The 12949-nt window shown below is 67.2% G+C and carries 8 protein-coding genes; 6 read left to right on the top strand and 2 right to left on the bottom strand.

Going from position 1 to position 12949, the window contains the following annotated elements; genetic code table 11:
* The first annotated feature begins 25 nt into the window (after positions 1 to 25).
* The 3 genes from KBX21_RS07300 (at position 26) to KBX21_RS07290 (ending at position 4454) form a co-directional block, all read left to right on the top strand.
* Entirely contained in the window at positions 26 to 2296 is a 2271-nt protein-coding gene (locus KBX21_RS07300; RefSeq protein WP_210841409.1) for a hypothetical protein, read from the top strand.
* Positions 2297 to 2346: 50 nt separating this feature from the next.
* Positions 2347 to 3054: an SEC-C metal-binding domain-containing protein gene (locus KBX21_RS07295; protein ID WP_210841408.1), complete on the top strand. Its 708-nt coding sequence runs from the start codon at positions 2347 to 2349 to the stop codon at positions 3052 to 3054.
* A 95-nt stretch (positions 3055 to 3149) separates the two neighbouring features.
* Positions 3150 to 4454: a DUF5685 family protein gene (locus KBX21_RS07290; protein ID WP_210841407.1), complete on the top strand. Its 1305-nt coding sequence runs from the start codon at positions 3150 to 3152 to the stop codon at positions 4452 to 4454.
* 41 nt (positions 4455 to 4495) lie between these two features.
* Here the strand turns inward: KBX21_RS07290 and KBX21_RS07285 are convergent, their stop codons facing one another.
* On the bottom strand, positions 4496 to 4831 hold the full coding sequence (locus tag KBX21_RS07285) for a hypothetical protein (protein WP_049567067.1): 336 nt from the start codon (positions 4829 to 4831) through the stop codon (positions 4496 to 4498).
* Between the two features lie 396 nt (positions 4832 to 5227).
* Here KBX21_RS07285 and KBX21_RS07280 point away from each other — a divergent pair, with 396 nt between their 5' ends.
* Entirely contained in the window at positions 5228 to 6436 is a 1209-nt protein-coding gene (locus tag KBX21_RS07280) for a PLP-dependent cysteine synthase family protein (RefSeq protein ID WP_210841406.1), read from the top strand.
* A 134-nt stretch (positions 6437 to 6570) separates the two neighbouring features.
* On the opposite strand, the gene KBX21_RS07275 is transcribed toward KBX21_RS07280, so the two are convergent.
* On the bottom strand, positions 6571 to 8412 hold the full coding sequence (locus KBX21_RS07275) for a DUF2075 domain-containing protein (RefSeq protein WP_307869168.1): 1842 nt from the start codon (positions 8410 to 8412) through the stop codon (positions 6571 to 6573).
* Positions 8413 to 8716: 304 nt separating this feature from the next.
* Between KBX21_RS07275 and KBX21_RS07270 the strand changes: the two genes are divergently transcribed.
* Both KBX21_RS07270 and KBX21_RS07265 read left to right on the top strand, forming a co-directional pair.
* Positions 8717 to 9658 (top strand): hypothetical protein, encoded by a 942-nt coding sequence (locus KBX21_RS07270; RefSeq protein ID WP_307869167.1) that lies wholly within the window; start codon positions 8717 to 8719, stop codon positions 9656 to 9658.
* Positions 9658 to 11541: a DNA/RNA helicase domain-containing protein gene (locus KBX21_RS07265; RefSeq protein WP_210841404.1), complete on the top strand. Its 1884-nt coding sequence runs from the start codon at positions 9658 to 9660 to the stop codon at positions 11539 to 11541. The genes KBX21_RS07270 and KBX21_RS07265 overlap by 1 nt, the downstream gene beginning before the upstream one ends.
* Positions 11542 to 12949: the final 1408 nt, after the last annotated feature.

The raw sequence follows: 12949 nt of genomic DNA, 5'->3' as shown, positions 1-12949 counted from the left end.
CCGCGAACCAAGGGGGAGGGGCCAGTTGCCCGAGAGCACGACGGCGTTGGAAGCGGACTCCGGTGCCTATCACCAGATCCACTTCGCCTGGGCCGAACCCACCCTCCTCGGTCGCGTCGGCCCCGGACCGGCGGCCACCTCCCTCCCCGACCGGGACCAGCCGGTACTGCGCTCCTGGCGCGACCGCCTGATCCCCGCCCTCACCGCCGACTACCGTTCCGCGCTGCCCGGCACCGACCCGGCGGCCTACCCGGAGACCCTCTGGGCCCACCACTACCCCGACGGCCAGAGCGCCCTCCTCTACCGGTGGCCCGGCGACGTCCGCGAGGCGCACGCCTGGGCGATCGTCGGGCCCACCCGGGGGCTCACCTTCCCCCGTGTCCTCTCCCTGCACGAGAACCCCAACACCCGGCCCGCCGCGAGCAGGCCACCGACACCGGGCTGGGCGACCATGCGCAGCCTGTCCGCCCCGGCTCCCTGGGAGCGCACCGCAGCGCCGGGTGCCCTGCGTACCCGGGACCGGCGCGCCGCTGAGACCCAGATCGACGGCGACCCCATCCTCGTCGGGGCCGTCGCCCACGCGCTCGCGCACCCCGACCGCCCCGTCCACCTGGCTCTGGACCCCGACCGGGCCGATCTGTGGCAGGCCGTCCAGCTGCGCTTCCTGTGGGGCATGCACCGCACCCTGCACGACGTCCTCACTCCGCGCGCCGCCCTGCCCGCCGCAGGGTGGAGCTGGTCCTTCTCCACCTACGACCCGGTCCTGGGCGCGGAGGACGGCCCGCACCTGGCCTTCGCCCCACCCTCCGCGACCCACTCCACGGGGTCGCCCCACCTCTCACCGGTCCCGAGCGACCACCTGCGGATCGCCGAGGGCCTGGTCACCGTCCTGAGGGAGGAGGGCGGCGACGCGCTCGCCGACCACCTCAGGGAGCGCGGGATTCCCGAGGCCACCACCTTCGGCGAACGCCGCGACCTGCTCCGCGACTGGCTGGACCCGGCCCCCCGCTCCGAGCCGCAGGAGGAGCCCGACGAGCCCCAGACGCTGGAGCAGGTCCCCGAGAGCGGGGTGGCCGCCGAGGAGGACACCGCGGCCAACCCCGCCTTCGGCGCCTACCGTGAGCCATGGCCGCTGACTGAGACGGCACCCTCTCCGCGCTGGCCGCTGACCGGGGTCGAGTCCTCCCCGGAGCGCCTGCCGCTGACCGAGGTCGAACCCGCCCCGCGGCCCACACCGCTGCCGGAGGTCGACTCCTCCCCGGTGCGCTCCCAACTGACCGACGTCGATCCCTCCTCGGAGCGCTCGCCGCTGACCGAGCTCCGACAGGGCCCGACGCCTTCGCGGCTGACCGAGGGCGAACCCGCCCGAGGGCCCTCGCCACTGGTTGGAGCCGATTCCGCCCCCGACCCGGCGTCCGACCCCGAGAGTGACCTCGAGGAGGCCCCCGACCCCTTCGCCGACGACGACTCGGACACCGCCGAGCAGGAGACCTGGGCCGGACGCCTCGATGGTTCCACCGGAAGGCGGGGGCACACCTTCCTGGGAGTGGCGCGGCGCCAGCTCCCGCAGGAACCGGAACACGACCCCCTCTCGATCTTCGGCCGACAACCGCGCCTGGGAGAACCCGACACTGACACGGCCCGGCCCACCGAGCTGGAGGCCGCATCCGGCGACACGCGGCTCTCACCCGGGGCGGGTTTCTGGGACGAGGCGCCGCACACGACGGAGCCCGCCCCCGAGACCCCGGGGGCCGATCCCGAGCCCTGGACCATCTCCGCCTCCACGAGCGCCCCCGGACCCGTCCGGGTCGACCGGCCCGAACCACGCTCCCCCGAGGACGCCCCGCCCCTCGCTCTCCCCGAACCCTTCGACTACGCGGCCGAGACCGTGCCCGAGCCGGACGAGGACTTCGACGACCCTGACGACAACTGGCCCACCCAGTACGCGGACCTGCCCCTCTCCCGCCTGGAGCGGTGGCACTCCAAACGCGGCCCCGAGGGGGCGCACACCGACGTCGTCGACGCCCGCGCCGCGGTCCGGGCCGAACGCGCGGAACTCCAACGCGTCCGCGACGAGCGCGACCACTACCACACCGAGGTCCAGGAGCTCCGCAGGGAGATCGCCCGCCTGGACCAGTCATGGATCGACGCGCAACCCTTCTCCGAGACCCCCGAACGGAACCGGCGCTGGCCCCTGATCCTGCTCGTCCTGGGTCTGGCCGTGGCCGCCCTCGTCATCGGTCTGGAGGTCGGCTCCAGCACGGGGACGGGTCTCCTGGGCCTCCTCCCGTTCTGACCGCCCCGTGTGACGGGCAGCACCCACCCCACACGTCCTAACCTGGGAGGATGACCGACATTTCCCCGGCCCCCACGGCGGTCCCGCAGCCGTTGTGGGACGCGATCCGCGACCTCGACCTGCCCAAGCGACACCTCAGGGACCTGACGGCCTTCCCCGACGAGGCCGGTGAGATCCTCCTCGAGGCCGTGGACGTCCTGCGTGAGCGGGACGAACACGCGGCTCGGACGCTCGCCGAGGCCCTGCGCGAGCACGCGCCGAAGAGCGGGCACCGCCAGTTCGCGACCAACCAGATCGTCACGATGCTGCGCGCCGAGGGTCGGACCGACGAGGCCGACGCCCTGCTCAAGGAGCTCATGGACCCCGGCCTGGATCGCGGCGTGGCCGTGCTCCTCGCCGAGGACCTGGCGACGCGGGGCGACTATGACAAGGCCCTGCACTGCTACAACGTCGTCTGCCGGGGGATGCTCGCCCAGCCCCCGGAGACCGTCGCCGAACTCAACCGACTCGGCCTGCTGCCCCTGCTCGGCCGCGCCCGCATGCGCGAGGCGCTCGGCATGGCCCCGGACGCGCACGACCTGGCGACCCGCTCCACCGACGCCTACCTGCCCCCTCTGGAGAACGACCTCCGAGGCGCTCCGAGCGGGCACCTCCCCACGGACGAGCGTCCCGCCCCGTCGCCCGGGCGCAACGAACCGTGCTCCTGCGGGTCCGGGCGCAAGTTCAAGAAGTGCTGCGGTTCGCCCCTGGCCCGCTGACCAGTCACGAACCAGTGAGAACCGGACACCCCTTCCGGGAGTCACATCCCGCATCAGTGCGCGCTCGGCGCACCGGGAGAAGAGGTGTCGGTTTCGTGTTCGGAATCCTGCGGCCCTGTCGTCACAGTCTGTCCGAGGACCTCGCACGGGAGTGGATGTCCCACATGTGCGGGCTGTGCCTCGCCCTTCGGGACGACCACGGCCAGGCCTCCAGGGTCGCCACCAACTACGACGGCCTGGTCGTGTCGGTCCTGACCGCCGCGCAGTCCCGCGACCAGGCCGGAACCCGCGCGGCGGGACGCTGCCTCCTGCGCGGCATGCGCGGGGCCCACGTCGCCGACGGTTCCGGCGCCCACCTGGCCGCGGCGGTCTCCCTGATGCTCGCCTCGGCCAAGATCAGCGACCACATCGAGGACGGCGACGGTGCCTACGCCCGCCCCGGCGTGCGCGCCGTCGCCGGTCGCGTGGCGGCGCGCTGGCAGAACGGCGCCCAGCGGACCGGCAGCGGACTCGGGTTCGAAGGCAGGGCCCTGGCCTCAGTGGTGGACCGCCAACGCGAGGCGGAACTCTCCGCCCGCGAGGGCACGGACGTCCTGACCGTCACCCGGCCCACAGAGGAGGCCACCGGCGAGGCCTTCGCACACACGGCCGCCCTGGCGGGCATTCCCCGCAACGCCGCCCCGCTCCAGGAGGCGGGACGCCTCTTCGGCCGGGTGGCGCACCTGCTGGACGCGGTCGAGGACCGGGCGGAGGACCTGGCCAGCGGCGCCTGGAACCCGCTCACGGCCACCGGTACCCCGGTCAGCCGGGCGCGGGACCTCTGCGACGACGCTGTCCTGGGCGTCGACCTGGCCCTCCGGGAGGCCGTGTTCACCGACGACCGCCTGGTCCGCGTGCTCTTGGTCCAGGAGCTCCACCGCGCCGTCGAGCGCACCTTCGCCCACGGCGGCCACCCCGGGCACGGTCACCACCCGGGTCACGATCACTACCCCGGGCACGGTGACCGCCCGCGCCACGGCGGCCACGTTGACTACCCCGGCGACGGCGGACACCCCCACGACGCCGGACACGGGGACCACTCCGGTCACGGTGGAAAGGGCGCGAAGCGCTCCAGGAAGGGCGGTTGCTGCGGCGCCTGCTCCTGCGGCACCCCCGAACTCCAGGAGCCGCCCCGCAGCCGGGGCCTGCTCACCGGCTGCGCCGCGGCCCTGTTCATGTGCTGCACCTGCCAGTACTGCTGCCGCGACCCCCACCCCGGCCCGTGGTCGGGCGAACCCCAGGATTCCTGGTGCGACGCCTGCACGTGCGTGGCCGACACCTGCTCCACCTGCTGCGACGCGTGCAGCTGCTGTGGCAACTGCTCCTGCTGTGAGAACTGCGACTGCTGCAGTTGCGACTGACCGCGCCCGGGACGGTCTCACGGAGCCCGTCCCGGTGTCCGTCAGCGGTCGCAGCTCCGGCACCGGCGGGTGGCAGAACGCTTGACGTTGCCTCCGGTGGCCTGCAGAGGGGAGGTCTCACTGATCCGCTGCCACAGCCGGGGGTCCGGGTAGTTGATCCAGCCCCACAACGGGGCCCGGACGTCCGACTCGGACTGGTGGGTGCAGCCCAGCCGGTGGGCCACACCCCGCAGGGAGATGAGGATGGCGTCATTGGAGGGGTACGGCTTCACGGTGGAGAACGGAGTCCCCGTCCCACAGCTACCGATGTAGTCCCGGGGCAGCGCACAGGCGCACCCCTCACCGATGGGGAGTTCACAGAAATCGCAGCGCTTCATTCTCTAACAGTGCACCCGCATGGTGACGTTCAGGCAACTTTCGGTGCTCAACGCGCCACCAAATAAAAGAACCTGCCCCCGGGCCCGCTCCAGGCCCCGCCACGCGGGCGGGAACCGGGCCACCGCTTCCATGACCGCAGGGCTGCAGTGGATCGTGCTCCGCTCCTCACCTGATCCCTGCGGGAGCGGCTTCTTTCCGTGTCACCACCGGCCAGGCCCTCCCCAACCCGTATTCGACCCGGGATCGCGGCCTCGTCTGATCATTCGATGGGGAGGAGCCGAAAACACCTGAGCCGTCGAGGAGCAACCCAAGGAAACCAGGCGTAAGCGGGAGACTCGAGCGGTGATTTCGCGGTCATGCGGTCCGTGTCGCCGGTGCCTGGGTAGCGACGGCGCATGACCACGACACAGACCGAGCAGATCACAGAGCCCGTGACGACCCGGATCGTCGACTACTACGACGGCCGGAAACGGGCGTGGGTGAAGGAGGCCGTGCGCCTGCTGCACGCGGACGCCACGCGCTCGGCGGACACGCACGTGTTCCGCTTCCCCCTCCCCACCGACTGGGGCATCGACCTCTACGTCAAGGACGAGTCGGTGCATCCCTCCGGGAGCCTCAAGCACCGCATGGCGCGTGCGCTGTACCTGCACGCCCTGTGCACCGGCTGGATCGAGGCCGACACGCATGTGTTCGAGGCCTCCAGCGGGTCCACGGCGGTCTCCGAGGCCTATTTCGCCCAGCTTCTGGGGCTGAAGTTCACGGCCGTAGTGCCCAAGAACACCAGCGTGGAGAAGGTGGAACTCATCAAGGCCTACGGGGGCGAGGTGGAGAACCCCGGACCCGACGGCGACATCGAGAAGGAAGCCGCGCGGTTGGCCAAGGAGACCCCGAAGGGGCACTTCATGGACCAGTTCACCTACGCGGAGCGCGCCTACGACTACCGGGACGACCACAACGTCGCGGCGACCGTCTTCCAGCAGATCTCCGAGGAGCGCCACCCCGACCCCAAGTGGTTCGTGGTGGGAGCGGGCACCGGCGGCACCGGTGCGACCATCGGCCGACACATCCGCTTCAGTCGTCGCGACGCCCGCGTGTGCGTCGTGGACCCGCAGAACTCCGCGTTCTTCCCCAACTGGGTGGCCAACCAGGGCCACCCCAAGAGCCAGTGGCCAGAGGACCCCTCGACGTGGATCAAGGGGAGCCCCTCGCACATCGAGGGGATCGGGCGCCCTACGGTCGAGCCCTCGTTCCTGCCCGCCGTCGTCGACCGGATGATCTCAGTGCCCGACGCCGCCTCGATCGCCGCCATGCGCCTGCTTCTGTCACGCCTGCGTCACCGTGCGGGCCCCTCCACCGGGACCAACCTGTGGGGTGCGTTGCGGATCGTCGCGGAGATGCTCTCCGACGGTGAGCAGGGCAGCGTGGTCATGCTCATGTGCGACCAGGGCGAGCGGTACATGAAGAGCTACTACGACGACACATGGGTCGAGCAGACGCTCAAGCTGGATCTCGTGCCCTACACGAAGGCGCTGGAGGACTTCCTCGCGACCGGCCGCTGGAACGAGCCGGTGGCCGCCGCCGTGCCCGCCGCGAGGGATGCCTGAGCCGAGGTTCCGTGCGCAAGGCGCCGCGCGCACGGCGGGCGGGCCCTCGCGGTGTTGCGAGGGCCCGCCCGGCCATGGGCGCGGTCCGGGAGGACATCCGAGGAGAAAAGCGACTCCTGCTCTGCGCAGGCCGGTCAAACCGTTCTATTCACGAGCGCGGTGAGAAACTCCTGGGTCTCGGGGTCGGTCGAGTACAGAAGGGTGCCGCGCATGCCCCGGGTCAGCAGGACCTTGTAGGTGTTGCGGATCAACGACTCAGCCTCGGTGTCGGTCGCCTTCTTCCCCATCGCGGGATCCCTGTTGGCTGCACGGTCGATGACGAGGCGACCGCCACGGAACAACAGGTCCGGCCCCAGGATCACCCCAGACCAGTCGTACTCGAAGCCCTGGGCCGTGTACACGCATCCCACCTGGTCGAACCCGCCCGCTTCGGTCGCCCAGAGCGCGCTGGGAGGTACACCCGGCAGCCACCGCTCCAGACGGCTGTTCCAGGGGCGTTCCCACTCCCCGATACGGACGTCGTTCTCCAACGGGCGATCCTTCTCGGCTTTGCTCCAGACCCAGCAGTAGCCAGCGCTCAGGCGCGCTGAGTCCCCCTGCTCCGGAGTCGGTCGCAGGAGCTGCTCCATCTCGGCTGGTGAAGCGGCCGTGCTCAGGGAGAAGTTGTCGTCTCCGGCCCAAGAGACTGGACCGCCCGGGGCCAGGCCCAGAAGGCGGAGAACCCATGCCTCGTACAACTCGCTGCCGCCGCAGCGGAACTGGCCGGACAAGTCGATCTGGTGGACTTCGAGCCCCATGTCCTCGGCGTGCTGTCGGATGGTCTCCGCGGTACCCATTTCCCCTGGGCGAACGACCTGGTGCTCGTCGAGGAGGAATACGGGAACCCTGGCCGCCGACAGCAGTTCATCCACTTGGGGCCTTCCCGTGCGGAGTGTCGCCTTGGTGAACCGGTTCGCGGAGGACTCCCGGATGCGATGCGACTCATCGCAGATCAACACCTCGAACTGGTTCTTCGAGGCTTCCATGAAGCTGTTGAAGTACTTGAACAGCTCTTTCACCCTCGTGCTGCGCCTGCCCGCGACCTTGCGCATGGTCTCGGTGAAGGCCTTGGAGCCGGTGGCGTGCATCGTGCTGACGCCTTTGCGGGAGAGCTCGCCGAGCAGCGACAGGGCGATGACGCTCTTACCGCTTCCAGGTCCGCCTGTGATGATGACGGCGGTCTTGCGATCCTCCTCGTGTGCGCGTTCCACGGCGTGCATGACCATCTGGAAGGCGGTGCGCTGTTCGTCGAGCAAGGTGAACTGGGTCCGCTCCTTCACCTCGGTCGCGGCGACCTTCATGAGCTGCTTACTGGGTCTGGTCCTCCCACCCAGGAGGTGGTCGGCGGACTCGGCTCCCGAGAGCGGAGCGAGCCTTCCGCGGAGGAAGTCAAGGAACTCCCCGCGCCTCTGTGCGGTGAAGAGCCGGCCGTTGTCGTCCTGCGACAGGTCGAAGAGATCACATACTGCGGGGTCGTAGGCGTTGTGCAGGTAGGCGGCGCCCCGGAGCTGCTTCTCGGGATCGGTGACGGTTGAGACGAAGTCACCGATGTAGTCGCAGTAGCCTCGCACCTGCAGAACAGGGTGGAGTTTGGGGCCGCCCGGCTGCTGGGGGACCAGCACCATGGTCGGGTCCTCCTCCCAGGATTCGGCCTCGCTCCACTGCTTGAGCTCGACCACCACGTAACTGTGGTCGTTCGTCTCGGGGTGGTGGCCCGCGAGCAGCACATCCACTCGCTTGCCGGACAGGGGTAGCCGGTACTCCACGAGCATCTCGACCTCACCGAGCCCGGCATCCACCAGGTCGCTCGCGAGCACAGGCAGACTCCGGTTCCATGAACGGACCTCAGAGGGGCTCGCTGAGCGTCCGGTGGTGAAGCGGAGGTGCTCGGAGATGAGTTCGCCGAGCTGCTCCTCGAGCTCGGAGAAACGTGACACGGACGCGGCGGATCGGCGGAAGGCCGTCAAGAACACTCCAGGGCAGCACGATGGGGATCTCGTGCGGGTGGAGGCGTGTCCTACGGGGCGGGAAGCCTGTCGGGCCGCGAGACGTACCGGTCCAGGCTAGCGATGTCCGGCCACGAGGAACGAACCTTCATCGAACACGAGGGGGAGGTCCCGGCGGGCGGGGGATGTCACAGATGCTTTGTACTATAAGCGGCCTTGGTGGCATATATGGCCAAGGCTCCCCTCATGTAGTTCCCTGGTGCGCTGACAGCTGCCCGGGACGCAATTCGTGGAGGTGATTGCTGTTACCACTGCCTTCGTCTACGTCGGCGCCGACGGGAAGCACAACCTGGATATCGCCATCGACCTTTCGGTCTGGGGGTGGAAGGCGTCCACCGCTGAGACACCTCAGAACCAAGGAGTCCTTCAATCCCTCAAGGAGGGAGACCGGCTCATCCTCGGACATCTGGGGCTGGGGAGGATCTCACTGGAAGAGGCGCAGACCAGGACGGTGTCCGAACTGGTGGTGACCCGCCTGACGAGTTCTCCGTACCAGGACACGTCCACCGTGTGGCCCGACGACGACTACCCGTACCGGGTGCGTCTCGACATCCTCGAAATCAGGGAGAACGTCACCAAGGACGACATCGGAGCCGAGTCCATCGAGGCGCTGCGCCAGTCGGCCAGCACCCAAGGTTCTCCGCGTCTGCCTGGAGGCCAGGGGTCCGAGCTGGAGGCCTTCCTGGAGCAGGAGATCGAGAAGTACAAGCAGGAGCTCCCCGATCCGGAGGACCCGGCCGACAGTACGAACCTCGAGCTGCCTCCGGTCCTGGACCTGCCCGCCTACGTTCTCGCTCGCGCGGAACAGAAGAAACTGCGCAAGGCCAAGCTCAAGGGCAGGACCCAGGTCCACTGCGACCTGTGCCACCTGCTTCTTCCGGCACGGCTGGTCCATACGGCGCACGTGAAGAAGCGCAGCAAGAGTTCCTACCAGGAGCGGTGCGATCCCGCCAACCTGATGCTGGCCTGTGTTCTCGGGTGCGACTCCCTGTTCGAGCACGGCTACGTCTACGTTGCCGCCGACGGATCCATTCACCCCTCCGTACATGCGAAGACAGCCTCGGGGCTCGGCGCCGCGGTGGAGCGTGTCGGCCGGACATGCTCTGCCCACACCGACGCCAGCGCCGGGTACTTCGAGTGGCACCGCCACAACATCGCCAGCATGAATGAGAGCTGATGCCGGAAACCTCCCCCAACCCCCTCAGGTACGTCCATGCCGGCCGTGTCGGTGACACGGACAAGGAGGTGAGCCGACCGGACTTCGTCGACCGCTGTGTCCGCGCTTATCAGGCTGCAGGGTTCGGTCAGCCCGGAGAGTCCGAAATCCGGAGCTGGCGCAACAGTTGGCCTCCGCTCTTGCGCTCCCTGGTCCGAGCGGGCCTGCAAGACCTGTGGATCTATCTGGAGTTCAGTGCGGCGGACGGTGCAAGCCGGTTCGATGCGCTGGTGCTTGGAGAGGACCCGGAGACGGGCCTCACCGCGGTTGTCGTTGAGCTGAAGCAGTGGTCGCGCGCCAAGCCGCTCTCCCACCACAGGGCGCGTGTCTCGCTCGGTGGAGAGCTCATGGAAGTGCTGAACCCCGCGGTGCAGGTGAGGGCCTACGTTCAACTCGTTCGCCGACGTCATGCCTCTGAGGATGCCCCGCTCACTGTCAGAGGGGTGTCCTTCCTGCACAACGCCTCCGAGGACCTCGCTCGGAGCCTGAGATTCGACCTGAACGGTGATTACCCCATCATCAGCAGGGGCCAAGTCGAAGCCGCGCGGGACGGATGCGAGCTCGCCCGGCTCATGCGGATGGACGATCTGGAGCTACCATCGGAGGCGCTGGTCCATGCGTTCGAGCACGCGGACTGGTCGATCTCGCAGAGCTTGCTCACCAATCTGGGCGACACCCTGGAGAACAACTCAGACTTCGTGCTCGTGGGAGGCCAGCAGCACGCCTTCGTAAGTATCCGTGACCGCGTCGCCAATGCGCTCTCCGAGAGGCAGCAGCACGTCGTCCTGGTCAAGGGCGGTCCCGGAAGCGGCAAGACCGTACTCGCGGTCCGCCTCCTCGCCCACTACCTGAAACGCGATGGTGCTCGGCCCCGTTACTTCACCCCTTCTGGCACCTTGGTCAAGCAGCTCAGGGAAATGTCGGGGGATAACACCTACCACGACTGCTTCCAAACCCCGGGAAAGGTCGTCAGAGACTCACAGATCGTGTTTCTCGACGAGGCACACCGGCTCAAGCTCAACGGCAACGACTTCGCCACCCTTCTCTCCAACCACTTTCGGGATGTTCCGGTTGTGGTCGTCTTCCTCGACGAACGGCAGGTGATCAGACCTGACGAATGGATCACCGAAGACGAGGTGCGGTCCGTGGCGGAGCGATTCGGAGCTCAGATCGTCGAGCACAGCCTCACCGGCAACTTCCGCTGTGGTGGCTCGCGATCCTTCGGGTCCTGGGTGGACGGCCTCCTCTACGGGGAGCCCCGCGCCTGGGTAGGGTCGGACTACGATCTCGGGGTAGTGGCAAATCCCTCGGAGATGGAGCGCTGGCTCGAGGAGTGCCTGGAGAACCAGAGCGTACCCAGGATCAGTGCCGGTTTCTGCTGGCCATGGAAGAAGACGCGCGTGCGACCTCCGCTGCCCGAGGTCCGGATCGAGTGGGGCCATGGCGACGGTGTTCGACAAGTCTGGCAACGCCCATGGAATCTCAACGCGGCGATAATCGACGAATACGGTGAGGTGGTCGCCCCTGAGAGCCAGATGTGGGCGACTCAGCCAGGAGGCGAGTACCAGGTCGGCTGTGTCTACACCGCGCAGGGCTTGGAGTACGACCACGCTGGTGTGATCCTGGGTCCCGATCTTGTCCGGCGAGGTGGTCGGTGGGTGGCGAATGCCAGTGAGAACAGAGACTGGGTGATGAAGAACATGAAGGACGAGGAGTACCTGCCCTTCGCCCTGAATATCTACCACGTCCTCATGACACGGGGGATGCGTTCATGCCGCCTCTACTCCACGGACGAGGAGACCCAGGCGTTCCTGTCCTCCCTGGTGTCTAGCGACACCAGATAGACGTCGGGTGGCGGTCGTCCACGCCCGCCACCCGGCCCTCGGTGAACCTGATATAGGGGGTTCTCTGCGGTCATCGAGATGGAACCGGTCTCTTTTTCACTGCGGCTAGTTAGTGCTACCAGTTTCTCCTTCTCTTCCACCTGGATTCGAGTTCGTTGAAATCCGGTGAGACCGCTATCTTGGTAGTGTTTATTGGCGGCCATGACTCATCTTTGACAAATGGTGAGAGGCAATAGCGAACGGCGGCTGAGTGGCGCCATAGGTCAGGGCAGGTTGCGGCGCCAACGAGCCGTAGGTAGTCAATTTTTGCAGACGATGATAGATCACGGGTCGTCTCGAACGCTACTGATAGGAGCTGCAGGCCCTGATCTCGGACGCCCTGCAGGGAGCTAGGGTTTCCGCCTCTGCTTTTTCGTGGATAGCAGATGCTCGAAAATGTTGTGGGAGCTGGCGTCGAGACACTGGGCTTGCTGAATCCGGATAGAAACTCTGACACGATGCTGCACCAGACATGTGCCTCAGTGATGCTTTTCAGATCAACGCTTGATCTGACGACGGAGATAGCATCTTCTGTGATCTTCTTGACGAATGCTTCTTGCGCTTTTCTTGTTCCTGCATCACTGTGGATGCTCGCTTTCGCCAACTTGATGAACACGGCGTGTAAAGCCTCGTCGACCAGGAGGGTCTCCAGCCAGGTAGCACCCTTCCTCTTGTCGAGTGGTAGCAGAGATATCTCGTTTTGACTGGGCGCGCTTCGTGCTGGTCGAGCTCGTGTGTGCACATCGCGTGCGTGCTTATGGAATCCCCCGAAGACTGTATAAAGACTTTCGCGTAGAGACTCATATTCTCCGGAGTCTGGGCATTTCGCTGTTCGTTCGATTAGGCCTTTTTGGTGCCCCGCCCCGCGGCAGTGGCAATGGCAGTTCGCCTGCTCGGCGTTCTCGCATGGGGTGTTGTGTTTTGGAAAATTTGGGGAATTATTCTTTGTCATAGTTTCCCTTGTTTTATTCTGGGGGTGATGGGTGTCGGCCGGTGGGCATGAGGGTGTTTCTGTAACGACGCCATGACCCAACGTCCCTTGCTCGCGTTCGATCGTTCTTGGTTATTCACGGGCTTGGGGGTGGGGCGGTGTCCTTCTTGTGGCGGAGTATCCGGCCGCGGAGGTCCTGCACAACGTTGGTGTGGGCTGGGGTGGCCATGGGGAATGGTTGCTGCCCGGGGGTGTGGGCACAGCTTCACCTCATGGGGTTCCGCTTCTGTGGGCGTTGTTGATCTTCCCTCGCGCCCTTCCCCGTGCACGGGAATGGCCGGTAGTGGTCACGCAGAGAAGCCGTCCCTCGTTCTGGAGTGACGGTGTGCCTCTCGTGTTGCTGCTGAGCTCAGAAGAGGCGTGAGTTGCCCGTGGAGC

Source organism: Nocardiopsis sp. B62 (assembly GCF_018070675.1).
Lineage (GTDB): Bacteria > Actinomycetota > Actinomycetes > Streptosporangiales > Streptosporangiaceae > Nocardiopsis > Nocardiopsis prasina.
This window is presented reverse-complemented; position numbering and strand designations above follow the sequence as displayed.